Raw genomic sequence first — 24380 nt, forward strand, 5'->3', positions numbered from 1 at the left:
CATTAAAATGCCGCCATGAGCAAATCCAGACACGTGTCCGAAACCCCCGCGACCCAACTGCTGCGCCGTCATGGCGTCGCATTCGGCGAGCATCCGTACGAATACGTCGAGCACGGCGGCACCGGCGAATCGGCGCGCCAGCTCGGCGTCGACGAGCACAGCGTCGTGAAGACGCTCGTGATGGAAGACGAGCACGCGAAGCCGTTGATCGTGCTGATGCACGGCGACCGCACGGTGTCGACGAAGAATCTCGCGCGGCAGATCGGCGCGAAGCGGGTCGAGCCGTGCAAGCCCGAGGTCGCGAATCGCCATTCGGGCTATCTCGTCGGCGGCACGTCGCCGTTCGGCACGCGCAAGACGATGCCCGTCTACGTCGAGGCGACGATCCTCGACCTGCCGACGATCTACCTGAACGGCGGCCGGCGCGGCTACCTGGTCAGCCTCGCGCCGACGGTGCTCACGTCGCTGCTCGGCGCGCGGCCCGTGCAGTGCGCGAGCGTCGACTGAGGGTTTCACCTTCGTGGCACGCCGCGCCCGTTCGGTAGAATGGGCGCCGTTTCGGCCTGCCGGCTTGCCGCGCACGGCCATCCCTTTCCCGATACGTTGAAAGAAGAGTCCTCCGCATGCAGATCCTGCTCGCCGCCCTCGTTGCCTACCTGATCGGTTCGGTGTCGTTCGCCGTCGTCGTCAGTTCCGTGATGGGCCTGGCCGACCCGCGTTCGTACGGATCCAAGAATCCCGGCGCGACCAACGTGCTGCGCAGCGGCAACAAGAAGGCCGCGATCCTGACGCTCGTCGGCGACGCGTTCAAGGGCTGGATCGCCGTCTGGCTCGCCCGTCACTTCGGCCTGCCCGACGTCGCGGTCGCGTGGGTCGCGATCGCCGTGTTCCTCGGCCACCTGTACCCGGTGTTCTTCCGCTTCCAGGGCGGCAAGGGCGTCGCGACCGCGGCCGGCGTGCTGCTCGCCGTGCACCCGGTGCTCGGGCTCGCGACCGCGCTGACCTGGCTGATCGTCGCGTTCTTCTTCCGCTATTCTTCGCTCGCGGCGCTGGTGGCGGCCGTGTTCGCGCCGGTGTTCGACGTGTTCCTGTTCGGCACGCCGGGCCATAACCCGGTCGCGTGGGCCGTGCTCGCGATGAGCGTGCTGCTCGTGTGGCGCCACCGCGGCAACATTTCGAAGCTGCTCGCGGGGCAGGAGAGCCGGATCGGCGACAAGAAGAAGGCGGCCGCGGACGGCGGCGCGCAGGACGGCGGGAAGGCCTGAGAACGCGCGGCGCTGGCCGCGCGCCGGGCGCGCCGCGTGTGCGGGGCCCGGCGGGATGACGCGACGGGCCGGCGGCCGGTCAGTCGCGGAAGTTGTTGAAGTCGAGCGGCGTGTCGGTCACGTCCTTGCGCAGCATCGCGATCGTGCTCTGCAGGTCGTCGCGCTTCGTGCCCGAGATGCGCACCGCGTCGCCCTGGATGCTCGCCTGCACCTTGATCTTGCTGTCCTTCACGAGGCGCACGATCTTTTTCGCGAGGTCGCCCGTCACGCCTTTCTTCACGGTGACGATCTGCTTGACCTTGTCGCCGCCGATCTTCTCGACCTTGCCGTAGTCGAGGAAGCGCACGTCGACGTTGCGCTTTGCCAGCTTGCCGATCAGCACGTCCTTGACCTGGCCGAGCTTGAAATCGTCGTCGGCGAACAGCGTCAGCTCACGTTCCTTCTGCTCGACGCGTGCGTCGGAGCCCTTGAAGTCGAAGCGCGTCGAGATTTCCTTGTTCGACTGCTCGATGGCGTTCTTCACTTCGATCATGTTCGCTTCGGAAACGACGTCGAACGATGGCATGGCATTCTCCCTTGAGATGCGGGCACCCGGCTCGCGCGCGGGCACTCGCTATAATTGCGGACTGTTTGCCATTTTACCGATGCCCCTCCGTTTGCCCAAGGCCGGCCATGCGCCGCCCGGGCCGACGTGACCGCGAATGCCGATGCCCCCTGACGATTCCGCCCTGTCGCTGCTTCCCGACCATCCGCTCGCCGCGCACAACACGTTCGGCATCGCCGCGCGTGCGCGCTTCGCCGCGCGCATCACGCAGGCGGCGCAGTTCGAGGCGCTGCATCGCGACCCGCGGGTCGCGAACCTGCCGCAACTCGTGCTCGGCGGCGGCAGCAATATCGTGTTCACGCGCGATTTCGACGGCGTCGTGCTGCTCGACGAGATCGCGGGCCGACGCATCCTGCGCGAGGACGACGACGCGTGGTACGTCGAGGCCGGCGGCGGCGAGAACTGGCACGCGTTCGTCGCGTGGACGCTCGAGCACGGGATGCCGGGCCTCGAGAATCTCGCGCTGATCCCGGGCACCGTCGGCGCCGCGCCGATCCAGAACATCGGCGCGTACGGCCTCGAGATGAAGGCGTATTTCGATTCGCTGGTCGCGGTCGAGCTGGCGACGGGGCGCCGCGAGCGCTTCGACGCCGCGCGCTGCGCATTCGGCTACCGCGACAGCTTCTTCAAGCGGGAAGGGCGCGGCCGGTTCGCGATCGTCGCGGTGACGTTCCGGCTGCCGAAGCAATGGACGCCGCGGCTCGGCTACGCGGACGTCACACGCGAGCTCGACGCGCGCGGCATCACGCCCGATGCGGCGACGCCGCGCGACGTATTCGATGCGGTCGTCGCGATCCGCCGCGCGAAGCTGCCCGATCCGCTGGTGCTCGGCAATGCGGGCAGTTTCTTCAAGAATCCGGTGATCGACGCCGCGCAGTTCGATGCGCTGCGCGCCCGCGTGCCGGAGGTCGTGTCGTATCCGCAGCCGGACGGGCAGGTGAAGCTCGCGGCCGGCTGGCTGATCGACCGCTGCGGCTGGAAGGGGCGCGCGCTCGGGGCGGCGGCCGTGCACGACCGCCAGGCGCTCGTGCTCGTCAATCGCGGCGGCGCCACCGGTGCCGACGTGCTGGCGCTGGCGCGGGCGATCCAGGCCGACGTGCGCGCGCAGTTCGGTGTCGAGCTGGAGGCGGAGCCGGTCTGCCTGTAACGCAGGCGTGCGCCGGTTGTCGCGCATCCAAACAAAAAGCGCCGATCGTCGACCGGCGCTTTTTTACGCGTGTGCGTTGCGGCGCGTCAGTGCTTGAGGCGGCCGAGCAGCAGGAACTCCATCAGCGCCTTCTGCACGTGCAGGCGGTTTTCCGCTTCGTCCCACACGACGCTCTGCGGGCCGTCGATCACGCCGGCCGTCACTTCCTCGCCGCGGTGCGCGGGCAGGCAGTGCATGAAGAGGGCGTCCGGATTCGCATGGCCCATCATTTCCTCGTCGACGCACCAGTCGGCGAATGCCTGCTTGCGCGCCTCGTTCTCGGCCTCGAAGCCCATGCTCGTCCACACGTCGGTCGTCACGAGATCGGCGCCCTTGCACGCTTCGTTCGGATCGTCGAACACCTCGTAGAACGGCGCGCTGTCGGGCGACACGAGCTTCATGTCGAGTGCGTAGCCGGGCGGCGTCGACAGGCGCAGCTTGAAGCCGAGGATCTGCGCGGCTTCGATCCACGTGTAGAGCATGTTGTTCGCGTCGCCGACCCACGCGACGGTCTTGCCGGCGATCGGGCCGCGGTGCTCGTAGTACGTGAAGATGTCGGCGAGCACCTGGCACGGGTGGTATTCGTTCGTCAGGCCGTTGATCACCGGCACGCGCGAGTTCTGCGCGAAGCGCGTGATCACGTCCTGCTCGAACGTGCGGATCATGATGATGTCGACCATTCGCGAGATGACCTGCGCGGAATCCTCGACGGGCTCGCCGCGGCCGAGCTGCGTGTCGCGCGTGCTCATGAAGACGGCGTGACCGCCGAGCTGGAAGATCCCGGCCTCGAACGACAGGCGCGTGCGCGTCGAGCTCTTCTCGAAGATCATCGCGAGCGTGCGGTCGTGCAGCGGGTGATAGGTCTCGTAGTTCTTGAACTTGCGCTTCAGGATACCCGTGCGTTCGAGCACGTACTCGTAGTCTTCCAGCGAGAAATCCTTGAACTGCAGGTAGTGACGAATGGTTTTGGCGGTCATGAAACGAAATACGGCGGGTCTCACCCGGCAGCGAGGCCGGACGGCGCCGCCGTCGGGTGTGGATAACTCAAAGCAGCATAAAGGATTTTCTGTGCTTTGACGAGCCGTGGAGCGACGCGGGGCAGGATCGCCGCGCGCGATCCGCAGTGCGGGAAGACGGGCGTCGGGACGACGCGCGATGGCGCGCTGCGGTATAATTCGAAAGTTTTCTCCAGCCCGGCAGGCAAGGCTTTTCGCGCTCTGCCGGACACAAGCCGTGCGCTGCACACATCCGGTGCAGTCCACCGGCGGCGCGCCTCGACGCCCCGTTTTCGGGATATCGATGAGCGTGTGCCGCCGACCCTCCAGCTTTGTGTTCGCGTATCCAGGCGCCGTTGCCTGGACATCGCCGGGCCGTCACTTGGGTAACCACATGGCTGAAACCCCTCCGACCGAATTTTTCATCCAGGGCATCACGAAAGACGGGAAAAAGTTTCGCCCGAGCGACTGGTCGGAACGTCTGGCCGGTGTGATGGCCTGCTTCGGGCCGGGGGCGAGCGGGCCGAACGCGCGTCTCAAGTATTCGCTGTACGTGCGTCCGACGATGCTCGGCGACCTGAAATGCGTGATCCTCGATTCGCGGTTGCGCGACATCGAGCCGATGGCTTTCGATTTCGTGCTGAATTTCGCGAAGGACAACAACCTCGTCGTGACCGAGGCGTGCGAGCTGCCGGACTACAACGCGAAGAAGTGATGCCGGCGGGCGCGTGCCGTGCCCGCCCGCGTACAGGTCGCCGCCGCGCGTGATGCGCGAGCGACCGGCAACGAAAAAGCCCGCCTAGGCGGGCTTTTTCGTGATCGCAGGAAACAGGAACGCCCGCGCGAGCGGGCGCACCGGATTTACGCTGCTGCCTGCAGACCCTTGACGGCTGCGGCCAGGCGGCTCTTGCTGCGAGCGGCCTTGTTCTTGTGAACGATCTTCTTGTCGGCGATCGTGTCGATCGTCTTCACGGCAGCCTTGAACAGCTCGGCAGCCTTTGCCTGGTCGCCGGCTTCAACAGCCTTGCGAACCGACTTGATCGCGGTACGGAATTTCGAGCGCAGCGCCGAGTTGTGCGAGTTTGCCTTCGCGGCCTGGCGGGCGCGCTTGCGTGCTTGTGCGGAGTTAGCCATGACGGTTCCTTATCCTGTCCTGTTTCCAGAGCTTGGAGCCTGACGGCCAAGCGCTGCTTTTCGATCCGTCCCCTGAGAACGATTGCCCAGGGGCGCATAAAAAAACGGTGATTTTAACCGAGGCCGGGACATGAAAACGGCAGTTGCCGTGCATGTACGAGCCCAGAAACCGGCGATTATAGCAACAAAATCAAGCCAGTGGCAAGTTCGACTTAACGCCCGCCGGGCGGGGCGCCGGCGGCGGCCGCGCTTTTCGGCATCGGCCGGTGGCCGGGTCGCGCAACGTCCGTATAATAAGCGCCCCATGAATCTATTCCGAGCCCTGCTGACGGTCAGCGGCTTCACGCTGCTGTCGCGCGTGACCGGACTGGCCCGCGAGACGCTGATCGCCCGTGCGTTCGGCGCCAGTCAATACACCGACGCGTTCTACGTCGCCTTCCGCATTCCGAACCTGCTGCGCCGCCTGTCTGCCGAAGGCGCGTTCTCGCAGGCGTTCGTGCCGATCCTCGCCGAGTTCAAGAACCAGCAGGGGCACGATGCGACGAAGGCGCTCGTCGACGCGATGTCCACCGTGCTCGCGTGGGCGCTGGCCGTGCTGTCGGTCGTCGGGATCGCCGGTGCGTCGTGGGTCGTGTTCGCGGTCGCGTCCGGCCTGCACAGCGACGGCCAGGCGTTCCCGCTCGCGGTCACGATGACGCGGATCATGTTCCCGTACATCGTGTTCATTTCGCTGACCACGCTCGCGTCGGGCGTGCTGAACACGTACAAGAGCTTCTCGCTGCCCGCGTTCGCGCCGGTGCTGCTCAACGTCGCGTTCATCGCCGCGGCCGTGTTCGTCGCGCCGCACCTGAAGGTGCCGGTCTACGCGCTCGCGTGGGCCGTCATCGTCGGCGGCGTGCTGCAGTTTCTCGTGCAACTGCCGGGCCTGAAGAAGGTCGACATGGTGCCGCTGATCGGCCTGAATCCGCTGCGCGCGCTGCGTCATCCGGGCGTGAAGCGCGTGCTCGCGAAGATGGTGCCGGCGACGTTCGCGGTGTCCGTCGCGCAACTGTCGCTGATCATCAACACCAACATCGCGTCGCGGCTCGGGCAGGGCGCGGTGTCGTGGATCAATTACGCCGACCGCCTGATGGAGTTCCCGACGGCGCTGCTCGGCGTCGCGCTCGGCACGATCCTGCTGCCGAGCCTGTCGAAGGCGCACGTCGACGCCGACTCGCACGAATATTCGGCGCTGCTCGACTGGGGGCTGCGCGTCACGTTCCTGCTCGCGGCGCCGAGCGCGCTCGCGCTGTTCTTCTTCGCGACGCCGCTCACCGCGACGCTGTTCAACTACGGCAAGTTCGACGCGCATACCGTCACGATGGTCGCGCGCGCGCTCGCGACGTACGGAATCGGCCTCGTCGGCATCATCCTGATCAAGATCCTCGCGCCGGGCTTCTATGCGAAGCAGGACATCAAGACGCCGGTGAAGATCGCGATCGGCGTGCTGATCGTCACGCAGCTCTCGAACTACGTGTTCGTGCCGCTGATCGGCCACGCGGGGCTCACGCTGAGCATCGGCGTCGGTGCGTGCCTGAACTCGCTGCTGCTGTTCCTCGGGCTGCGCAAGCGCGGCATCTACCAGCCGTCGCCGGGCTGGCTGCGCTTTTTCGTGCAGCTCGTCGGCGCGGCGCTCGTGCTCGCGGGCCTGATGCACTGGTGCGCGATCAATTTCGACTGGACCGGGATGCGCGCGCAGCCGCTCGATCGCATTGCGCTGATGGCCGCGTGCCTCGTGCTGTTTGCTGCACTATATTTCGGTATGTTGTGGGTGATGGGCTTCAAATACGCTTACTTCAGAAGGCGCGCCAAGTGACGACCGCAATGACCCGCGTCCTCGACTACTTCAGCACGCTCGTGGCGGACGACGACAGTCTGCCCGTCACGGAAGCCGCGCTGTCGCTGGCGCAGGACGCGTATCCCGACCTCGACCTGCAGGGCACGCTGGCCGAACTCGACATGCTGGCGGCGCGGCTGCGCCGGCGGCTCGCCGACGATGCGGACCTGAAGGGCCGCGTCGCCGCGCTGAACGACTTCTTCTTCCGCGAGCTCGGTTTCGCGTGCAATCACAACGATTACTACGACCCCGATAACAGCCACCTGAACGCCGTGCTGAAACGGCGGCGCGGGATCCCGATCTCGCTGTCGGTGCTGTACCTGGAACTCGCCGAGCAGATCGGCGTACCGGCGCGCGGCGTATCGTTCCCCGGCCATTTCCTGCTGCGCGTGACGCTGCCGGACGGTGATCTGATCATCGATCCGACCAACGGCCATTCGCTGTCCGAAGCCGAGATGGTCGAGATGCTCGAGCCGTACGTCGCGCGTGCGGCCGGCGCGGTCGACAGCGCGTTGCGCGCGCTGCTGCAGCCGGCGACGAGCCGCGAGATCATCGCGCGGATGCTGCGCAACCTGAAGACGATCTATCTGCAGACGGAACGCTGGCAGCGGCTGCTCGCGGTGCAGCAGCGGCTCGTGATCCTGCTGCCCGAGCAGCTCGACGAGGTGCGCGACCGCGGCTTCGCGTATGCGCGGCTCGACTACCTGCGCCCCGCGCTCGAGGATCTCGAGCAGTATCTCGGCGAGCGACCGGATGCGGACGATGCGACCGTCGTCGAATCGCAGGTGAGCGAACTGCGGCAACGGATGCAGCGCGACGGCGAGGAGTGAGCCGAGCCATCGGCGCACGTCCACCAGCACACGAAAAAAACGCCCGCATCGCGGGCGTTTTTTCTTGCGCGTGCGCGTGCCCGACCCCGACCCCGAGCGATCGGCTGGAACTCCGGTGCGCCGCTCGCACGACCCACGCGTTCGACCGATTGTACGGTGCGCCGCCGCGCGGCGGCGACACGCGCGCGATCGTGCCAATCGCGACAGGCAAAAAAAAGCCGCCCGGAACGGGCGGCTTGCGGGTGCGCGACGCGCTGCTTACTTCAGTGCGTCGAACGCTCGCTCGCGGATTTCGTCGACGGTGCCGAGGCCCGAGATCTTGCGATACTGCGGCGCCTTCAGACCGTTTTCCTCGCCACGCTGCGCCCAGTCGCCGTAGTACGTGATCAGCGGCTTGGTCTGCGCTTCGTATACTTCGAGACGCTTTTTGACAGTTTCTTCCTTGTCGTCGTCGCGCTGGATCAGCGGTTCGCCCGTCACGTCGTCGTGACCTTCGACCTTCGGCGGGTTGAACTTGACGTGGTACGTACGGCCCGATGCCGGGTGCGTGCGACGGCCGCTCATGCGCTCGATGATTTCCGAGAACGGGACGTCGATCTCGAGCACGTAGTCGATCGCGACGCCGGCTTCCTTCATCGCGTCAGCCTGCGCGATCGTGCGCGGGAAACCGTCGAACAGATAGCCGTTCGCGCAGTCGGATTCCTTCAGGCGCTCCTTGACGAGGCCGATGATCAGCGCGTCCGGCACGAGCTTGCCGGCATCCATGTAGCCCTTCGCCTCGACGCCGAGCGGCGTGCCGGCCTTCACGGCCGCGCGCAGCATGTCGCCCGTCGAGATTTGCGGGATGCCGAATTTTTCCTTGATGAAGTTTGCCTGGGTGCCCTTTCCCGCGCCGGGCGCGCCCAACAGGATCAAACGCATGGTGATATCTCCAAGTATGTAGATTCGTGTGGCGAGACACAAAGGCGTCGGCGACGGCGGGCGCGGGGCTTGCCCGGCGCGCGGCGGACCGGTCTGATGCGACGCGTCGGCTTGGGCGACGCGCGGCTGCCGGCAGGGCCACGGGCGGGGTCAAGCGAGGACGCGCTGGTCGCGGACGGCTCGCACAATCGCCTGATTATGCCACGGGTTATTTTGAACCCGGCTGAAAAAGGGCCTGCACGCGCGCGAGATCGGCCGGCGTGTCGATGCCGGCTTCGGGCGCGGACTCGGTGATCAGCACCGCGATGCGCTCGCCGTGCCACAGCGCGCGCAGCTGTTCGAGCTGCTCGGCCTGTTCGATCGGCGCCTGCGCGAGCGACGGATAGGTGCGCAGGAAACGCGCGCGATACGCATAGAGGCCGATGTGCCGGTAGACCGGGAAGGCCGGCGCCGGCATGGCCGCGACGTCGGGCCAGTGCGGCTGGTATGCATCGCGGCTCCACGGAATCGGCGCGCGCGAGAAGTACAGCGCGACGCTCTGCGCGTCGAGCGCGACCTTCACGACGTTCGGGTTGAACACGTCGGCCGCGTCGTGGATCGGGTGCGCCGCGGTCGCGATCGCGCACGCCGGATGCGCGGCGAGGTGCGACGCTACGTCGCGCACGAGCACGGGGTCGATCAGCGGCTCGTCGCCCTGCACGTTGACGACCACGGTGTCGTCGCGCCAGCCGAAGGCCGCCGCGACTTCCGCGAGCCGGTCGGTGCCGGACGGATGATCGGCGCGCGTGAGCACCGCCTCGAAGCCGTGATCGCGCGCCGCGTCGAGCACGCTCTGCGCGTCGGATGCGACGAGCACCTGTTGCGCGCCCGCTTCGCGCGCGCGCTCGGCGACACGCACGACCATCGGCTTGCCGCCGAGATCGGCGAGCGGCTTGTTCGGGAGCCGCGTCGACGCGAGCCGGGCGGGAATGACGGCGATGAAGGGTTGCGGGTGAGTCATCGGGGAGCGTTGAGAAGGACGGGGCGGGCGACGCCGGAAGCCGGTCGCCCGGCGAAGTGCGGCGACCCGGCCGGGGCCGGGCCGCCTGTGTCGATTCGGTGCGCCGGACGAGCGGCGCGGCGGTTCAGCGGCCGGCCGGGTCGACCGGCGTGCCTTCGACGGTCTGGCGCGCTTCGTCGACCAGCATCACGGGGATGCCGTCGCGGATCGGGTAGGCGAGCTTGTCCGCGTTGCAGATCAGCTCCTGCGCGGCACGGTCGTAGTGGAGCGGGCCTTTGCAGATAGGGCACACAATGATTTCAAGCAGGCGAGCGTCCACGGAGTTTCTCCACAACGAGGGCAATGAGGCGAGGGTCGAGCGCGGCTTCGACGGGGACCACCCACAGTCGGGCGTCGCGCCAGGAAGCGCCCAATTTTACTGCATCCTTCTCGGTGATCAGGATCGCATCGACGGCATCGTCGACGAACGGATTGTCCGCGAACGCGTAATGGTCCGGCAGCGCGCGGGTCGCCGGCGCGAGACCGGCCGCGCGCAGCGTCGCGAAGAAGCGCTCCGGCGCGCCGATGCCGGCTGCGGCGAGCACGCGTTCGTTCGCGAACTGCGACAGCGGGCGGCGCAGCGTGGGCTGGTCGAGGTGCCACGCGGCGCCCGGCGTCAGCGCGAGCGCGTAGGTGTCGGGCCAGGGCGGCAGCGCGCTACTGTACGGGTCGTTGACGAGCGTCGCGTCGCGGTGCCGCGACAGCGGCTCGCGCAGCGGGCCGGCCGGCAGCAGGAAACCGTTGCCGCCGAGCCGGTGGTCGAATACGACGAGCTCGACGGTGCGCGCGAGGCGGTAGTGCTGCAGGCCGTCGTCGCTGACGATCACGTCGACGTCCGGATGCGCGGCGCGCAGCGCCTGCGCGGCCGCGACGCGATCGGGGCACACCCACACGGGCGCGCCGGTGCGGCGCGCGATCAGCAGCGGTTCGTCGCCGGCCGCGCCCGCGCGCGACGCCGGCGTGACGGCGGTCGGCGCCTTCACGTTCGCGCCATAGCCGCGCGACACGACGCCGGGCGTGAAGCCGGCCGCGCGCAGCGCGTCGACGAGCGCGATCACGGTCGGCGTCTTGCCGGTGCCGCCGACGGTCACGTTGCCGACCACGACGACCGGCACGCCGACGTCGACCGGCTGCTTCCAGCCTTGCGCGTAAGCGGTGCGCCGCAGCGCCGCGCACAGGCCGAACACGCAGGCGAACGGCGTGAGCGCCCACGCGAGCGCGCCGCGGCGCTGCCATTCGCGTGTCAGGCGCGCTTCGAGTCGCGCGAGCGGGCCGCCGGGCGCGCTCATCGGGCCGGGCGCGGCGCGTCGTGCGCCGCGGCGAGGGACGGATTCGTCAAGGCGGATTCTCCGTTGGGCGGCGCATGCCGCAGGGTCCGTGGAAGGCGGCACTCTAGCGCGCCGCACGCCGGCGCGGCAAGCGCGACCGGCCGCCGCAGCGCCCGGGGCCGGATCGTGGCGCCCTGTGGATAACTCTGTGAAAAACTCCCCGGTCGATTGCCTCAAACGCCCGCCCGGCGGGCATCGAATCGGATGTGAATTATTTTGAAAGGTTTAAAAAACTATAAAAATCAAGGTGTTACGAAGAATTGTCTGGTTTTTTTAGCGGTTTCCGCGCGTTTTACGCGGACGAATGCCAGAGTGTGGACACTTTCCGCGCGTGGCGGCGAATGCGGCGGCGCTGGACGCCGCGCGCGTGTCGGACTATCGTGACGCCGCCAGCATTCATCCGACCGTCCATGCTTTCCGACTCTCCTTTTTCCGCGCCCGGCGCCACGCGCGGCGGCGACGAAGTGATTCCCGTTTCGGCGCTCAATCGCGCGATTTCGACGATGCTCGAGCGCTCGTTTCCGCTGCTGTGGATTTCGGGCGAAGTATCGAATTTCACGCGCGCCGCGAGCGGCCACTGGTATTTCTCGATCAAGGACCAGCAGGCGCAGATGCGCTGCGTGATGTTCCGCGGCCGCGCGCAATACGCCGAATTCACGCCGCGCGAAGGCGACCGCATCGAAGTGCGCGCGGTCGTCACGATGTACGAGCCGCGCGGCGAAGTGCAGCTCAACGTCGAAGCCGTGCGACGCACCGGGCAGGGGCGGCTGTACGAGGCGTTCCTGCGGCTGAAGGCGCAGCTCGAAGCCGAGGGTCTGTTCGCCCCCGAGCGCAAGCGGCCGTTGCCGCCCCACCCGCGCGCGATCGGCATCGTCACGTCGCTGCAGGCCGCCGCGCTGCGCGACGTGCTCACCACGCTCGCCCGGCGCGCGCCGCACATTCCGGTGATCGTCTATCCGGCCCCCGTGCAGGGCGCCGGTTCCGCCGAGAAGCTCGTCGCGGCCGTCGCGGCCGCGAATGCGCGGCGCGAGGTCGACGTGCTGCTGGTGTGTCGCGGCGGCGGCTCGATCGAGGATCTGTGGTCGTTCAACGACGAAGCGCTGGCGCGCGCGATCGCGGCGAGCGAGCTGCCGGTCGTCAGCGGTGTCGGCCACGAAACCGATTTCACGATCGCGGACTTCGCGGCCGACCTGCGCGCGCCGACGCCGACCGGTGCGGCCGAACTCGCGAGCCCGCAACGCGCGCTGCTGCTGCGCGAGGTCGACGAGCGCCAGCGTGCGCTCGCGCGCGGCATGGCGCGCCGACTCGAACAGCGCGCGCAGCAGCTCGACTGGCTTGCACGCCGGCTCGTGAGCCCGGCCGAGCGGCTGCAGCGGCAACGCACGCACGTCGAGCAACTCGCGGCGCGGCTGGCGTCGGCGGCGTCGCGGCCGGTGCGCGATGCACGCGCGCGTTTCGCGCTCGCGCAACTGCGCTGGCAGCGCGCGCGGCCCGATGCGTCACAGGCGCGCCATGCGCTCGCGGGGCTGTCGCAACGTCTGGCCAGTGCGTTGCAGCGCCGTCACGAACGCGACACGGCGCGTGTGTCGGCCTGTGCGGCGCGGCTCGAGGTGCTGAGCCCGCAGCGCACGCTCGAGCGCGGCTATGCGGCGCTGATCGATGCGCAGACGGGCCGCGCGGTGCGCGCGCCGAACGCGCTGAAGCCGCAGCGGCGCCTGACCGTGCATCTCGCCGAAGGCTCGGCCGACGTGTCGCTCGCCGACGTGCAGCCGCGGCTGACCGATACGATCTGACGTAACCGGCGCGAGCGACACGCGGCGATCGTCGCAACGATCACGACGCGGGCGGGCACGGATGCTGCGCATCGTCGGGTTCGTCCTGCCGGACGTTGCGCCAGCATCGCTTTTCCGCATACCGCGGATAAATGGCCCGTGAGTTTGCGGGGTTATTCGTCCTCGCCTACAATCGGACGCTCGGCAGCATCCAACACAGCCTCCCTACATACTCAACGAAGGAATCGCCATGGCTCATACGCTCCCGCCGCTCCCGTACGCTGAAGACGCACTCGCGCCGACCATCTCGAAAGAGACGATCGAGTACCACTACGGCAAGCACCATCAGGCTTATGTGACGAACCTGAACAATCTGATCCCGGGCACGGAATTCGAAAACCTGCCGCTGGAAGAGATCGTGAAGAAGTCGTCGGGCGGCATCTTCAACAACGCCGCGCAAATCTGGAACCACACGTTCTTCTGGAACAGCCTGTCGCCGAACGGCGGCGGCGCACCGACGGGCGCGCTGGGCGACGCGATCAACGCGAAGTGGGGTTCGTACGACGCATTCAAGGAAGCGTTCACGAAGGCCGCGGTCGGCACGTTCGGTTCGGGCTGGGCATGGCTCGTGAAGAAGGCCGACGGTTCGCTCGACATCGTGTCGACGAGCAACGCCGCCACGCCGCTGACGACCGCCGACAAGGCACTGCTGACGATCGACGTGTGGGAACACGCGTACTACATCGACTACCGCAACGCCCGTCCGAAGTTCGTCGAGGCGTTCTGGAACATCGTGAACTGGGACTTCGCAGCGAAGAACTTCGCGTAAGTCCGGCGCCTGCGCGCCGCCACGGCGCGCGGCATCGAAAAAAAGCCCTCGTTTCGAGGGCTTTTTGTTTTTTGTTGACCCATCCTGAAATAGGTTGACACTTTTTCGCCGAGACGAAGAGGTGGCAAGTGGAGCAAGGGATCAAGCGGACGCAGCGAGATTACAGCCTGGCTTTTAAGCTGTCAGTGGTGGCGCAGGTCGAAAAAGGCGAACTGACGTACAAAGAGGCGCAGCGGCGCTACGGCATCCAGGGTCGCTCGACGGTGCTGGTATGGTTACGCAGGCACGGCTTGCAGGATTGGGCCGATCCATCCGGCCGTGCGCAATCGGGTTCCACCATGCCAAAGCCAGACTCAAAGCCGCTCACACCCGAGCAGCGCATCAAGGAGTTGGAGACGCAGTTGCGAGAGGCGCAGGAGAAAGCGGCGCTATTCGAGGCGGTGCTCGACGTGATGCGCAAGGACTACGGGATCACCGTAAAAAAGCCTTCGGGCAGGTCGTCGCGCAAAAGCGGATCGAAAAGCTGAGCGTCGAGCGAGCCTGCCGCTACATGGGCATCAGCCGCCAAGCGTATTACAAGCGATGTCGCAGCGAGCAGTGCCGTTGCTCGCAAGCTGAGACCGTGGCGACACTGGTGCGGGACGTCCGGCTTCGCCAGCCGAGGCTCGGAACACGAAAGCTGCATCATCTGCTCGGGCCTGCATTGGTGGAGCGTGGCATCAAGCTGGGACGGGATCGGCTGTTCGACGTGCTGCGCGCCGCGCGCCTGCTGGTCGTGCCGCACCGGGCGTACCACAAGACGACTCAAAGCCATCATCGCTTCCGGCGTCATCCGAATCTGCTGAAACCCGGGCCGGATCAAATCGTGCCGACCGGCCCCGAACAGGTATGGGTGGCCGACATCACGTACCTGCCGACGGCTGGCCCGTTTGTGTATTTGAGCCTCGTCACGGATGCGTTCTCGCGCAAGATCGTCGGCCATCACGTTCACGAGAGCTTGCAAACCGAGCAGGTCAGTCAGGCGCTGAAGAAGGCGTTGCGCAGGCGCCAGACCCGCCAGCCCTTGATCCATCACTCCGATCGCGGGGTCCAGTACTGCGCGACCTACTACCAGGACATCCATCGGCGTCACGGCTTGCGATGTTCGATGACGGACGGCTACGACTGCTATCAGAACGCGCTGGCCGAGCGGGTCAACGGCATTCTCAAGGGCGAATTCCTGCTGCAACGTCCCGCTGACCTCGAGCAGGCCGCCAAGATGGTCGAACAGTCCATCCGCATCTATAACCACGAGCGACCGCATGCTGCGCTGAAATACAAAACGCCCGATGCGGTGCATCGGGCGTTCTAGCGTCTGGATACTGTCAACCTATTCCAGGACTTGACATGTGTCTCGCCCCGAACGCGTCGAATCGGCCGGATCAGCCGGCCATGCCCAGCACCCAGCCGAACGTGGCGCTCGCGATCACCACGGCCCATGGCGGCACGCGCCAGAACACCAGTGCAACGAACGCGACCAGCGCGGCGGCCAGGTCGCGCGGCGCGACGATCGTGTCGGTCCAGACCGGGTGATAGAGCGCGGCGAGCAGCAACCCGACGACGGCCGCGTTCACGCCGGCGAGCGCGGCCTGCATGTGCGCGCTGCGGCGCAGGCGTTCCCAGAATGGCGCGGTGCCGGCGATCAGCAGGAACGACGGCGCGAAGATCGACACGAGCGCGATCGTGCCGCCGAGCCAGCCGTTCGGCGCATCGCGCAGCGACGCACCGAGGAACGCCGAGAACGTGAACAGCGGCCCCGGCACGGCCTGCGCGACCCCATACCCGGCCAGGAAAGCCGAATCGCCGACCCAGCCGGGCGCGACCACGGCCGCCTGCAGCAGCGGCAGCACCACATGGCCGCCGCCGAACACGAGCGCGCCCGTGCGGAAGAACGCATCGACGACGGCGAGCGTATCGGAGCGCAGCGCGCGGGCCGCGAACGGCAGCGCGACGAGCAGCGCCGCGAACAGCGCAAGCCACAGCACGCCCGCGCGGGGCGACACGTGCAGCGGCAACGGTTCGTGCGCGTCGCGCGCCGGTTGCGGCAGCAGCACGAGACCGGCCGCGCCGGCCACGACGATCACCGCGATCTGCGTCCACGCGGCCGGCGCGAGCAGCGCGACGCACGCGGCCGCGGCCATCAGCGTGACGCGCCGCGCATCCGGGCACAGCGTGCGCGCCATGCCCCACACGGCTTGCGCGATCACCGCGACCGACACGATGCGCAGCCCGTGCAGCGCGCCGGCTTCGATCGGCGCGCCCGTCGCGTGAACGCCGAGCGCGAACAGCATCATCAGCAGCGCCGACGGCAGCGTGAAACCGAGCCACGCGGCGAACATGCCGGCGTAGCCGGCGCGCGCGAGCCCGATCGCCATTCCGACCTGGCTGCTCGCCGGCCCCGGCAGGAACTGGCACAGCCCGACCAGATCGGCATAGGTGCGCTCCGTGAGCCAGCCGCGCCGCGTGACGAATTCCGCACGAAAGTAGCCGAGATGCGCGACCGGCCCGCCGAACGACGTGAGACCGAGCCGCAGGAACGCGATGAAGACGGGCCACGGATGACGGGCGGGGGCGGGGAGGGGCGACGTGTTCAAGGCGGTGCGCGCGGCGGACGGAACGAGCCGCCACGATAGCGCAACTCGGCGGCCGCGGGGCAGCGCGTAGCGGCCGGTCGGGGCCGTTGTGCGGGGTTCAGTACGGGCCGTCGCCGAGCCCGCTCGCGCGCCGCAACGCATCGATGTCGACGAGCTCGATCTCGCCGACGTGCAGCCGCACGACGCCGTCGGCCTGCAGCGCCTTCAGCAACTGGTTGGTGGTCTGCCGCGTCAGCGACAGCATCGACGCGAGCGTTTCCTGCGACAGCCGGATGTGCGTGCGCCCGGCGCTGATGCCGCCGTAGCCCTCGGCGATCATCAACAGCCGCGCGGCGAGCCGCTGCGCGGCCGGCATCACGCTCATCGATTCGACCGTCAGGAAGCTCAGGCGCAGCTTTTGCGCCATCAGCAGCGCGAACTGCCGCCAGTATTGCGGCGTCGCATCGAGGATCGCGAGCAGTGCAGCCTGCGGCACGTGCAGCAGCAGCGTGTCGTCGAGCGCGACGGCGTCGTGCGTGCGCGGCTGGCCGTCGAACAACGCGATCTCGCCGAACCACGTGACGGGCTCCGCCACCGTCAGCAGCGCTTCCTTGCCGTGCGGATCGACCGCGCCTATCGTGAGTGAACCGGCCAGTACCGCGTACAGCCCGCACGGCGGGTCGCCGCGCCGGAACAGCGCATGGCCGGACGGCAGGCGGCGCAGCGTCGCGCGGGCGATCAGGTCGGCGCGCAGCGCGGGCGGCAGCCCGGCGAACCACGGGTTCGCTTCGATCTGCGGCAGGTACGGGGCGAGCGAAGAAGGCATGGGCACGCGATGTCGGATAGCTGACAGAGGTTCTCGGGCGTGACGCGCATCATAGCGCTCGATGACCGATCAGGAGACGCCATGAAGACCCTCGAAGACCATCTTTCCCAGTATGCGGCCTACCATCGCGACGCGCGCAACATCGCGACGCATCTGGTCGGCATCCCGATGATCGTGTTCGCGGTCGAGGTGCTGCTGTCGCGGCCGGCGATCGGGATGCCGGCCGGTATCGCGCTGTCGCCGGCGCTGCTGCTCGCCGTCGTTTCCGCGGTGTTTTACCTGCGTCTGGACCTGCGGTTCGGGATCGTGATGGCCGTGCTGCTCGCGCTCGGCCTGTGGGCCGCGCAGTCGGTGGCGCCGCTGCCGACCGCGCAATGGCTCGCGATCGGCATCGGCGCGTTCGTCGTCGGCTGGATCGTGCAGTTCGTCGGGCACTGGTTCGAAGGCCGCAAGCCCGCGTTCGTCGACGATCTGGTCGGCCTGATCGTCGGGCCGCTGTTCGTCGTCGCCGAGGTCGCGTTCTTCGCGGGGCTGCGCGCCGACGTGCGCCGCGAAGTCGAGCGGCGCGCGGGCCCGGTGCATGGCGGCGCGCATTCGCATGTCTGATGCGCCGGCCGGGCCGGTCTGCGTGTTCGGCGCGGGCGCGGTCGGCTGCTATCTCGGCGGCCGCCTCGCGGCGGCCGGCGCGCACGTGACGCTCGTCGGCCGAGCGCGGATCGGCGACGCGATTCAGCTGCACGGGCTCACGCTGACCGATCGGCGCGGTTATCGTGCCGCGCTTGCGCCGGCCGATGTCGGATTCGCCACCGAGCCGGCCGCCGCGGCCGACGCACGGCTCGTATTCGTCGCGGTGAAGTCGGCGGCCACGCGCGAGGCCGCCGCGCAACTGGCCGGCGTGCTGCGGCCCGGCACGATCGTGATCAGCTTCCAGAACGGCCTGCACAACGCCGACGTGCTGCGCGACGCGCTCCCGCAAGCGACGGTGCTGGCCGGCATGGTGCCGTTCAACGTGATCGAGCGCGGGCCCGGCGCGTTTCACCAGGGTTCGGCCGGCAGATTGGCGACCGACGCGTTGGCCGCGCTGCAGCCGTTCATCGGCCTGTTCGCGCGCGCCGGGCTGCCGCTCGTGCTGCATCGCGACATGCGTGCCGTGCAGTGGGCGAAGCTCCTGCTCAACCTGAACAACGCGGTCAATGCGCTCGCGAATGTGCCGCTGCGCGACGAACTTGCCCAACGCCCGTACCGGCGCTGCGTCGCCTTGGCCCAGCGCGAGGCGCTGCACTGGCTGGCGCGGGCCGCGATCCGGCCCGCGCGGTTGACGCCGCTGCCGGCCGCGTGGATCCCGGCCGTGCTCGACCTGCCGGATGCGGCGTTTCGCGTGGTCGGCGGCCGCATGCTCGCGATCGATCCGCTGGCGCGGTCGTCGATGTCCGACGATCTCGCCGCGCACCGCGCGACGGAAGTCGAGTGGATCAACGGCGAAATCGTGCGGCTGGCCGGGCGCTTCGGTGCGCCGGCGCCGGTCAATGCGCGGCTGTGCGCGCTCGTCCACGACGCGGAACGCGCGGCGGTGCGTCCGGCGTGGCGCGGCGATGCGCTGTGGGCCGACCTTGCCGCGCAGGCGCCGCATGCGGGCCACGTGCCGGCCGCGTAGGCTGGCGGTGCTCCCGGCGTCGACCACGCGGCGGCGCGGGCCGTGCGCAACGACTAAGATGCGGAGTGCGTCATACGACGCCTTTGCGGAGCAATCGCCATGGTGGATCGCCCGACCCTCGATGCCTACGACGCGCATGCCGCGCAATACGCGCAGGACTGGCTCGACCAGGCCGCACCCGACGACATGTATGCGCTGCTCGAGCAGCATTTCTCGCCGGGGCTGACCGCCGACGTCGGATGTGGCGCGGGGCGCGACACGGCCTGGCTCGCGTCGCTCGGCTTCGACGTGCGCGGCTACGACGCGAGCGCCGCGCTGCTCGACGAGGCGCGGCGACGCCATCGCGGTCTGACGTTCGAACTGGCCGCGCTGCCGGCGCTGGCCGGCGTACCGTCCGGCATGTTTCGCAACGTGCTGTGCGAAACCGTCGTCATGCATCTCGAACAGGCGGACGCCGCGGCCGCCGCCGCGCGGCTCGCCGATCTGCTGATGCCGGGCGGCACGTTGTACCTGAGCTGGCGGGTGGCCGGAAGCGGCATGTTGCGCGACGAGCTCGGCCGCCTCTATACGCCGCTCGATTCGGCGCGGATGCATGCGGCGCTGGGCGCCGGCGTGCACGTGATCGACGAACACGAGGTGGTCAGCGCGTCGTCCGGCAAGCGCGTGCACCGGCTGATCGTGCGCAAGGCGGGCGGCGACGCGTGAGCGCGCCGCGCCGGCGCAGTTACTCGCGGCTGAGGGCCGCTTCCCAGTTGATGTCGACGCAGAGCACCTGCATGCCCGTCGCGGCCGGTGCGGCGATCGACGCGGTCACGCACAGGTGGGCCTCGTTGATCGACAGGTAGGGCGCCGTCAGATGCACGCCGCCCGGCGCGCGCATCGCATCGATGAAGTACGGGCGGCGTTCCCAGCTCGCGCCTTCGGAATGCAGCAGCGGCCGGAAACGCTTCGCGCGTTGCGATACGCTGCCGCGCGCGAGCACGTTGTCGCCGATCTGGCGGCCCGATGCGTCGAGCAGGAAGCAGCGCGCGGTCTCGGGCAGCCCGAGCACGGCGGCGGCCGCATCGACGAGCGACTCGCCCGCGCCGAGCCGGCGGCTCGCTTCCTCGAGCGCGGCGACGTACGGCGCGAGCCGTTCCGCCTGCGTGCGCTCGCGCTGCGCGACGCGCAGCCGCAGCGCGGCCGACAGCGTGTCCATGCAGCCAGCGGCGGCCTGCGGCTGCACGGGATCGACGCTCGGCCCCGCGAAGTACTGGCCCTGCACGAAATCGACGTCGCATTCGAGCGCGATCAGCGCGTCGCGTTCGGTCGCGAGCCCGCCCATCAGCACGAGCTGGCCGGATTCGTGCAGCAGCGACACGAGCCCCGGCAGCACGCGTTCGAGATGCGAGTGCTCGCTCGCCTGCGCGAGGATGCCGCGGTCGAGCGTGACGATGTCCGGATGCAGGTGCCACACGCGATCGACGTTCGAATGCTTCGCGCCGAACCCGACGAGCGCGATCAGGAAGCCGGCCTTGCGCAGCCCGTCGATGATCGCCGCATAGCGCGGCGTCTCGCCGCCGGCCTGTTCGGGCACCTCGAGCACCACGCGGTGCGGCGGCAGCCCGAGCGCCTTCAGGTTCGCGAGCAGCGCGTCGCCGTAGATGGTGTCCATCAGCGCGGCCGGATGCAGGCTCAGGAAGAGCCATTCGTCGTGGCTGTCGAACGCGTGGAAGTTGCCGAGATGCAACGATTCGGCGAGCCGGCCGAGCTCGAGCAGGTCGCCGCGCCGCGCCGCCTGCGTGAACACCTCGTGCGACGCCACCTGGCGGCTTTCCTCGTCGTGCGCGCGCAGCGACGCGTGATAGCCGATCGCGCGCCGGTGCGACACCGAGAACACGGGCTGGAACACGCTGAACACGGTGTAGCCGCCGTACAGCACGGTGCGCCGGTTCCCGTCGTCGCCGGCGACGGGGCGGGGCGGCTGAAAGCCGGGGGGATCGATTTCGATCATGCTCATGATGTCGGCCGAAGGGAGACTGCCAGTTTACCTACAGAATAGGCGAGCAAGAAGCATGCACGGCTGCGCGCCGCGTGCGGCCGCCCGTCGCGCTTGGCACGCGCACGGGGCCGGGTCGCGTTGCACCGCGATGGTGCGCGCCGGCCCGATTCGGCGCGCGCCGCGCGTCACGCGCGCTCGGACGGATCGGTCTTGCGCGCGGTGCTGCGGATCTCGGGTGCGAGCTGCGCGAAGATCCACGCGGACGCGGCCGTGATGATCCCGACGCAGACGAACGTCGCATGGAACGCCGGCAGCGTGTTGCTCGGCGTCACGGTGCGCAGCATGCCGGTGAACGTCGCGAGCAGCGCGCCGGCGACCGTGACGCCGAGGCTCATCGACAGCATCTGCACGAGCGAGAACAGGCTGTTGCCGCTGCTCGCGCCGCCGGTGCCGAGATCCTTCAGCGTCAGCGTGTTCATCGCGGTGAACTGCATCGAGTTGAACCCGCCGAACAGCGCGAGATGCACGACCTTCACCCACACCGGCACCGTGTCGCGCATCAGCGCGAAGCTCGCCATCATCACGCCGACCATGATCGTGTTCGCGAGCAGCACCTTGCGGTAGCCGTGCCGCGTGATCAGGCGCGTGATGATCCGCTTCGAGAACATGCCGGCCGCCGCGACCGGCAGCATCATCAGCCCGGCCTCGAACGCCGAGTAGCCGAGGCTCACCTGCAGCAGCAGCGGGATCAGGTACGGCATCGCGCCGCTGCCGATCCGCGCGAACAGGTTGCCGAGCAGCCCGACGCTGAACGTGTGGATCTTGAACAGCTCGAGCGAGAAGATCGGCTGCGGCGCGCGCACCGCGTACAGTCCGTACGCGACGAAGCACGCGAGGCTCAGGATCAGCAGCACGAGCACGGCTGCGTGCTGCATGCCGAGATCGGCGAGCCCGTCGAGCGACAGCGAAATCGCGACCATGCCGATCGTCAGCAGCAGATAGCCTTTCAGGTCGAAGCGGCCGGCGGCCGGGTTGCGCGAATCGGGCATCGAATAGAAGGTCGCGATGCAGCCCGCGACGCCGACCGGCACGTTGATCAGGAAGATCCAGTGCCACGACGCGATCTTCACGAGCCAGCCGCCGAGCGTCGGCCCGATCAGCGGGCCGATCAGGCCCGGAATCGCGACGAACGACAGCGCGGGCAGGTAGCGTTCGGCCGGGAACGTGCGCAGCACCGCGAGCCGCCCGACCGGCAGCAGCATCGCGCCGCCGACGCCCTGCACGATGCGGAAGGCGACCAGTTGCGTCAGCGTATGGGCGTTCGCGCACAGCAGCGAGCCGAGCGAGAACACCAGGATCGCGCTGAAGAACACCCGCCGCGTGCCGAACGTATCGGCGAGCCAGCCCGACACGGGGATCATCACCGCCATCGTCAGCGAGTACGCGATCACGACCGATTGCATCCGCAACGGCGATTCGCCGAGGCTCGCGGCCATCGACGGCAGCGCCGTGTTGACGATCGTCGCGTCGAGCGTCTGCATGAAGAAGCCCGTCGCAACGAGCCAGAGCATCACGGTGAGGTTCTTTTCGCCGGGAGCGGCGGCAGGCGGGCGTTGGAACATGACGGCGGGGCGGTGGCGCGGGACAGCCGACATTGTAGGGAAAGCCGCCGCGCCGTGCAGGTTCGGGCGGCACTCATGTGGCCTCGACGACCCGACCCGATTCGGCGCGACCTCGGCCGGCCCGGCCGCCGGAGGCCTGTCCTCGTCGGGCGGCCAGTACAGTTCGGTCAAAAGCGTCTGCGGCCGTATCTGTCCGTGTACCGCCGCCGTCCGAAATACTGGTGTGATCGAACCCGTGCGACCAGGAGGCTGCCATGCGCGAACTGCGACTTTACGTGATGGACGGCGACGAGCCGGCCGGACGGTGGCGGATCGTCGATCGCACGCTGCTCGAGGTGGCCGAAGGCGACGTGTGGGTGACCGTCGAGGGCCGGCCAGACGATCACTGGCTGGGCGCCGGTGCGTCGCTGACCTTGCTGCCCGGCACCCATGCGTGGGTCAGCGCCGGGCCGCGCGGCGCGACGTTCGCGTTCGGCCCACTCGCGGTGTCGGCCGTGCGCACCGCGCCTGCATGGTGGCGCCCGTTCGCCGCGTGGCGCGACGGCCGGCGTCACCCGGCCGCATCGCTGCCGACGTAGCGGGCCCGCGGTCGGATCAGCTTTCCGTCCGCGTACTGTTCGAGCGCATGCGCGATCCAGCCGGCCGTGCGGCCGGCCGCGAACAGCGTGAACGCCGCGCCGTCGGGCAGCGCGAGCGTGCGCTCCAGCACCGCGAGCGCGAAATCGATCGTCGGCCGCAGGCCCGTCGCCGCTTCGACGCGTGCGGCGAGCGCGCGCGCCATGCGCAGCGCCGGCCGCTCCGGCGCCGTCGCATGCAGCGCATCGAGCAGCGCCCGCGCGCGCGGGTCGCCGTCGGGATACAGCGGGTGCGCGAAGCCGGACAGGGCCGTGCGGCCGCCGTCCGCGCGTTCGTCGTGCGCCAGCCGCAGCGCGAGGTAGCGATCGAGATCGGCGGCGCGGGCCGCTTCGTCGAGCAGCGTGCCGGCGCGGAACGTCTCGCCGCCGTGGCGCGGCCCCGACAGCGCCGCGAGCCCGCCCGAGATCGCGCCGAACAGGTGGCTGCCGGTCGACGCGATGCAGCGCACCGCGAAGGTCGACGGATTCAGTTCGTGATCGGCGCACAGCACGAGTGCGCGCCGCAGCAGGTCGGCGTCATTGCGCCGCCGCACGCGCCACGCGGACGCGAGCTGGCGGTGCACGGGCGCGTCGCCCGGCCCGATGCCGGCGAGTGCGGCCGTCGCGACGCGCAGCAGCAGCGCCGCGGCATCGAGCTGGGCGTCGCGCCCCTGCGCCCACAGGCGCGGCAGCGACGCGGCGGCGGCCGGCAGCAGCACCAGCGCGCGTTCGAGCGGTGCGAGATGCGCCCAGCGACGCGCCCAGTCGTCCCACTGCGCCGCGTCGAAACCGGTCGACGCGAGCGACGTGGCGGCCAGCCGCGCGGGCGGACAGTCCCAGAGCCGCGCGGCCGTTTCTTCGAGGGTCGCTGCATCGGCCAGCGCGATCGCATCGGCGCCGCGGTAGCGCAGGCGGCCGTCGGCGATCTGCGTGATCCGCGATTCCAGCACCGGCACGCCCCAGTCGAGCGAACGTTCGGCGACACCGCCCGCGCGTTTCGCATCGGCGCGGCGGCGCGCGAGCAGGCGCACTTCGTTGGCGTCGTAGCGGCGGCGCTTGGTCGCGCCGTCGGGCAGCGAGCGCAGCAGGCCGCGGCTCACGTACGCGTAAAGGGTGCTCACGCTGACGCCGAGCATGCCGGCGGCTTCCTGCGCACTGAGGGATGTCATGCGGGTTGCTCCTGGCGGCGCGCATGAAGCGCGGGCCCGCTACAACTATTCGTTATGTATTGATTCGCGCAATCAAGATTGATCGCGGCTGTCGCGAATTCTAGACTCGATTCCGTCTCCTCG

At 68.7% G+C, this 24380-nt stretch carries 25 protein-coding genes; 13 read left to right on the forward strand and 12 right to left on the reverse strand.

The window, feature by feature from the left end; all coding sequences use genetic code 11:
• Positions 1–15: 15 nt before the first annotated feature.
• Both ybaK and plsY read left to right on the forward strand, forming a co-directional pair.
• Positions 16–507: a Cys-tRNA(Pro) deacylase gene (gene ybaK / locus DTA15_RS22215; RefSeq protein ID WP_006482476.1), complete on the forward strand. Its 492-nt coding sequence runs from the start codon at positions 16–18 to the stop codon at positions 505–507.
• Between the two features lie 116 nt (positions 508–623).
• Complete coding sequence (plsY, locus tag DTA15_RS22220; RefSeq protein WP_006482488.1) at positions 624–1265, forward strand: glycerol-3-phosphate 1-O-acyltransferase PlsY; 642 nt, start codon at positions 624–626, stop codon at positions 1263–1265.
• 79 nt (positions 1266–1344) lie between these two features.
• Here the strand turns inward: plsY and DTA15_RS22225 are convergent, their stop codons facing one another.
• On the reverse strand, positions 1345–1830 hold the full coding sequence (locus DTA15_RS22225) for a YajQ family cyclic di-GMP-binding protein (RefSeq protein ID WP_006482217.1): 486 nt from the start codon (positions 1828–1830) through the stop codon (positions 1345–1347).
• 136 nt (positions 1831–1966) lie between these two features.
• Here DTA15_RS22225 and murB point away from each other — a divergent pair, with 136 nt between their 5' ends.
• Complete coding sequence (gene murB / locus DTA15_RS22230) at positions 1967–3016, forward strand: UDP-N-acetylmuramate dehydrogenase (protein WP_006482213.1); 1050 nt, start codon at positions 1967–1969, stop codon at positions 3014–3016.
• An 86-nt stretch (positions 3017–3102) separates the two neighbouring features.
• Here murB and argF read toward each other — a convergent pair whose 3' ends face one another.
• The gene (argF, locus tag DTA15_RS22235; RefSeq protein ID WP_006482207.1) at positions 3103–4032 is read right to left on the reverse strand and encodes an ornithine carbamoyltransferase; all 930 of its coding nucleotides are present in this window, start codon (positions 4030–4032) and stop codon (positions 3103–3105) included.
• 412 nt (positions 4033–4444) lie between these two features.
• Between argF and DTA15_RS22245 the strand changes: the two genes are divergently transcribed.
• Complete coding sequence (locus tag DTA15_RS22245; protein ID WP_006482210.1) at positions 4445–4765, forward strand: DUF3579 domain-containing protein; 321 nt, start codon at positions 4445–4447, stop codon at positions 4763–4765.
• Positions 4766–4911: 146 nt separating this feature from the next.
• On the opposite strand, the gene rpsT is transcribed toward DTA15_RS22245, so the two are convergent.
• Entirely contained in the window at positions 4912–5184 is a 273-nt protein-coding gene (gene rpsT / locus DTA15_RS22250) for a 30S ribosomal protein S20 (protein ID WP_006482211.1), read from the reverse strand.
• Positions 5185–5488: 304 nt separating this feature from the next.
• Here rpsT and murJ point away from each other — a divergent pair, with 304 nt between their 5' ends.
• Complete coding sequence (gene murJ / locus DTA15_RS22255; protein ID WP_006482209.1) at positions 5489–7039, forward strand: murein biosynthesis integral membrane protein MurJ; 1551 nt, start codon at positions 5489–5491, stop codon at positions 7037–7039.
• Positions 7040–7047: 8 nt separating this feature from the next.
• Complete coding sequence (locus tag DTA15_RS22260) at positions 7048–7890, forward strand: SirB1 family protein (RefSeq protein ID WP_012492832.1); 843 nt, start codon at positions 7048–7050, stop codon at positions 7888–7890.
• A 258-nt stretch (positions 7891–8148) separates the two neighbouring features.
• On the opposite strand, the gene adk is transcribed toward DTA15_RS22260, so the two are convergent.
• The 4 genes from adk to lpxK all read right to left on the reverse strand — a co-directional run bounded on the left by adk (position 8149) and on the right by lpxK (position 11139).
• Positions 8149–8811 carry an adenylate kinase gene (adk, locus tag DTA15_RS22265; RefSeq protein ID WP_006482212.1) on the reverse strand — a complete coding sequence of 221 codons (663 nt, stop codon included), beginning with the start codon at positions 8809–8811 and terminating at the stop codon, positions 8149–8151.
• A gap of 208 nt (positions 8812–9019) precedes the next feature.
• Positions 9020–9811 carry a 3-deoxy-manno-octulosonate cytidylyltransferase gene (gene kdsB, locus DTA15_RS22270; protein WP_006482208.1) on the reverse strand — a complete coding sequence of 264 codons (792 nt, stop codon included), beginning with the start codon at positions 9809–9811 and terminating at the stop codon, positions 9020–9022.
• A gap of 124 nt (positions 9812–9935) precedes the next feature.
• Positions 9936–10130 carry a Trm112 family protein gene (locus tag DTA15_RS22275; protein WP_006482216.1) on the reverse strand — a complete coding sequence of 65 codons (195 nt, stop codon included), beginning with the start codon at positions 10128–10130 and terminating at the stop codon, positions 9936–9938.
• Entirely contained in the window at positions 10111–11139 is a 1029-nt protein-coding gene (lpxK, locus tag DTA15_RS22280; protein WP_006496470.1) for a tetraacyldisaccharide 4'-kinase, read from the reverse strand. Before lpxK ends, DTA15_RS22275 begins: the two co-directional genes overlap by 20 nt.
• A gap of 449 nt (positions 11140–11588) precedes the next feature.
• On the opposite strand from lpxK, the gene xseA reads away from it, so the two are divergent.
• The 3 genes from xseA to DTA15_RS22295 all read left to right on the forward strand — a co-directional run bounded on the left by xseA (position 11589) and on the right by DTA15_RS22295 (position 15130).
• Entirely contained in the window at positions 11589–12971 is a 1383-nt protein-coding gene (gene xseA, locus DTA15_RS22285) for an exodeoxyribonuclease VII large subunit (RefSeq protein WP_006489395.1), read from the forward strand.
• A 229-nt stretch (positions 12972–13200) separates the two neighbouring features.
• Positions 13201–13779 carry a superoxide dismutase [Fe] gene (gene sodB / locus DTA15_RS22290; protein ID WP_006489396.1) on the forward strand — a complete coding sequence of 193 codons (579 nt, stop codon included), beginning with the start codon at positions 13201–13203 and terminating at the stop codon, positions 13777–13779.
• Between the two features lie 128 nt (positions 13780–13907).
• A protein-coding gene (locus tag DTA15_RS22295) for an IS3-like element ISBcen7 family transposase (RefSeq protein WP_085964357.1) occupies positions 13908–15130 on the forward strand; the annotation gives its coding sequence in 2 pieces (ribosomal slippage) (positions 13908–14273 and positions 14276–15130; 1221 coding nt in all).
• Positions 15131–15200: 70 nt separating this feature from the next.
• Here the strand turns inward: DTA15_RS22295 and chrA are convergent.
• Both chrA and DTA15_RS22305 read right to left on the reverse strand, forming a co-directional pair.
• Positions 15201–16412 carry a chromate efflux transporter gene (gene chrA, locus DTA15_RS22300; protein ID WP_012492831.1) on the reverse strand — a complete coding sequence of 404 codons (1212 nt, stop codon included), beginning with the start codon at positions 16410–16412 and terminating at the stop codon, positions 15201–15203.
• 97 nt (positions 16413–16509) lie between these two features.
• Positions 16510–17217, reverse strand: coding sequence for a Crp/Fnr family transcriptional regulator (locus DTA15_RS22305; protein WP_006491070.1), 708 nt, complete (start codon positions 17215–17217; stop codon positions 16510–16512).
• 81 nt (positions 17218–17298) lie between these two features.
• On the opposite strand from DTA15_RS22305, the gene DTA15_RS22310 reads away from it, so the two are divergent.
• From DTA15_RS22310 to DTA15_RS22320, 3 genes are all read left to right on the forward strand, one after another.
• Positions 17299–17823: an Mpo1 family 2-hydroxy fatty acid dioxygenase gene (locus DTA15_RS22310; RefSeq protein ID WP_006491069.1), complete on the forward strand. Its 525-nt coding sequence runs from the start codon at positions 17299–17301 to the stop codon at positions 17821–17823.
• Positions 17816–18871, forward strand: a complete 1056-nt coding sequence (locus DTA15_RS22315; RefSeq protein ID WP_012492829.1) for a 2-dehydropantoate 2-reductase — start codon at positions 17816–17818, stop codon at positions 18869–18871. The genes DTA15_RS22310 and DTA15_RS22315 overlap by 8 nt, the downstream gene beginning before the upstream one ends.
• 99 nt (positions 18872–18970) lie before the next feature.
• Positions 18971–19576 (forward strand): class I SAM-dependent methyltransferase, encoded by a 606-nt coding sequence (locus DTA15_RS22320; RefSeq protein WP_006490787.1) that lies wholly within the window; start codon positions 18971–18973, stop codon positions 19574–19576.
• A gap of 19 nt (positions 19577–19595) precedes the next feature.
• Here the strand turns inward: DTA15_RS22320 and DTA15_RS22325 are convergent, their stop codons facing one another.
• Both DTA15_RS22325 and mdtD read right to left on the reverse strand, forming a co-directional pair.
• Positions 19596–20870: an EAL domain-containing protein gene (locus DTA15_RS22325; protein ID WP_006496463.1), complete on the reverse strand. Its 1275-nt coding sequence runs from the start codon at positions 20868–20870 to the stop codon at positions 19596–19598.
• 167 nt (positions 20871–21037) lie between these two features.
• Complete coding sequence (gene mdtD / locus DTA15_RS22330; RefSeq protein WP_006490788.1) at positions 21038–22474, reverse strand: multidrug transporter subunit MdtD; 1437 nt, start codon at positions 22472–22474, stop codon at positions 21038–21040.
• 254 nt (positions 22475–22728) lie between these two features.
• On the opposite strand from mdtD, the gene DTA15_RS22340 reads away from it, so the two are divergent.
• Entirely contained in the window at positions 22729–23052 is a 324-nt protein-coding gene (locus tag DTA15_RS22340; RefSeq protein ID WP_006491803.1) for a DUF2917 domain-containing protein, read from the forward strand.
• Here the strand turns inward: DTA15_RS22340 and DTA15_RS22345 are convergent.
• Positions 23025–24257 carry a citrate/2-methylcitrate synthase gene (locus tag DTA15_RS22345; RefSeq protein WP_012492828.1) on the reverse strand — a complete coding sequence of 411 codons (1233 nt, stop codon included), beginning with the start codon at positions 24255–24257 and terminating at the stop codon, positions 23025–23027. The genes DTA15_RS22340 and DTA15_RS22345 overlap by 28 nt on opposite strands.
• Between the last annotated feature and the right edge of the window lie 123 nt (positions 24258–24380).

Origin of the sequence: Burkholderia cenocepacia, assembly GCF_900446215.1 — a bacterium.
Lineage (GTDB): Bacteria > Pseudomonadota > Gammaproteobacteria > Burkholderiales > Burkholderiaceae > Burkholderia > Burkholderia cenocepacia.

Excerpts from the sequence above, each read along its gene's own strand:
- DTA15_RS22320 (WP_006490787.1), top strand. The coding sequence starts at position 18,971 with ATGGTGGATCGCCCGACCCTCGATGCCTACGACGCGCATGCCGCGCAA.
- DTA15_RS22310 (WP_006491069.1), top strand. The coding sequence starts at position 17,299 with ATGAAGACCCTCGAAGACCATCTTTCCCAGTATGCGGCCTACCATCGC.
- rpsT (WP_006482211.1), bottom strand. The coding sequence starts at position 5,184 with ATGGCTAACTCCGCACAAGCACGCAAGCGCGCCCGCCAGGCCGCGAAG.
- lpxK (WP_006496470.1), bottom strand. The coding sequence starts at position 11,139 with ATGAGCGCGCCCGGCGGCCCGCTCGCGCGACTCGAAGCGCGCCTGACA.
- adk (WP_006482212.1), bottom strand. The coding sequence starts at position 8,811 with ATGCGTTTGATCCTGTTGGGCGCGCCCGGCGCGGGAAAGGGCACCCAG.
- ybaK (WP_006482476.1), top strand. The coding sequence starts at position 16 with ATGAGCAAATCCAGACACGTGTCCGAAACCCCCGCGACCCAACTGCTG.
- murJ (WP_006482209.1), top strand. The coding sequence starts at position 5,489 with ATGAATCTATTCCGAGCCCTGCTGACGGTCAGCGGCTTCACGCTGCTG.
- xseA (WP_006489395.1), top strand. The coding sequence starts at position 11,589 with ATGCTTTCCGACTCTCCTTTTTCCGCGCCCGGCGCCACGCGCGGCGGC.
- DTA15_RS22345 (WP_012492828.1), bottom strand. The coding sequence starts at position 24,257 with ATGACATCCCTCAGTGCGCAGGAAGCCGCCGGCATGCTCGGCGTCAGC.
- DTA15_RS22305 (WP_006491070.1), bottom strand. The coding sequence starts at position 17,217 with ATGCCTTCTTCGCTCGCCCCGTACCTGCCGCAGATCGAAGCGAACCCG.
- DTA15_RS22315 (WP_012492829.1), top strand. The coding sequence starts at position 17,816 with ATGTCTGATGCGCCGGCCGGGCCGGTCTGCGTGTTCGGCGCGGGCGCG.
- kdsB (WP_006482208.1), bottom strand. The coding sequence starts at position 9,811 with ATGACTCACCCGCAACCCTTCATCGCCGTCATTCCCGCCCGGCTCGCG.
- sodB (WP_006489396.1), top strand. The coding sequence starts at position 13,201 with ATGGCTCATACGCTCCCGCCGCTCCCGTACGCTGAAGACGCACTCGCG.
- DTA15_RS22225 (WP_006482217.1), bottom strand. The coding sequence starts at position 1,830 with ATGCCATCGTTCGACGTCGTTTCCGAAGCGAACATGATCGAAGTGAAG.
- DTA15_RS22340 (WP_006491803.1), top strand. The coding sequence starts at position 22,729 with ATGCGCGAACTGCGACTTTACGTGATGGACGGCGACGAGCCGGCCGGA.
- plsY (WP_006482488.1), top strand. The coding sequence starts at position 624 with ATGCAGATCCTGCTCGCCGCCCTCGTTGCCTACCTGATCGGTTCGGTG.
- DTA15_RS22260 (WP_012492832.1), top strand. The coding sequence starts at position 7,048 with ATGACCCGCGTCCTCGACTACTTCAGCACGCTCGTGGCGGACGACGAC.
- argF (WP_006482207.1), bottom strand. The coding sequence starts at position 4,032 with ATGACCGCCAAAACCATTCGTCACTACCTGCAGTTCAAGGATTTCTCG.
- mdtD (WP_006490788.1), bottom strand. The coding sequence starts at position 22,474 with ATGTTCCAACGCCCGCCTGCCGCCGCTCCCGGCGAAAAGAACCTCACC.
- DTA15_RS22325 (WP_006496463.1), bottom strand. The coding sequence starts at position 20,870 with ATGAGCATGATCGAAATCGATCCCCCCGGCTTTCAGCCGCCCCGCCCC.
- DTA15_RS22245 (WP_006482210.1), top strand. The coding sequence starts at position 4,445 with ATGGCTGAAACCCCTCCGACCGAATTTTTCATCCAGGGCATCACGAAA.
- murB (WP_006482213.1), top strand. The coding sequence starts at position 1,967 with ATGCCGATGCCCCCTGACGATTCCGCCCTGTCGCTGCTTCCCGACCAT.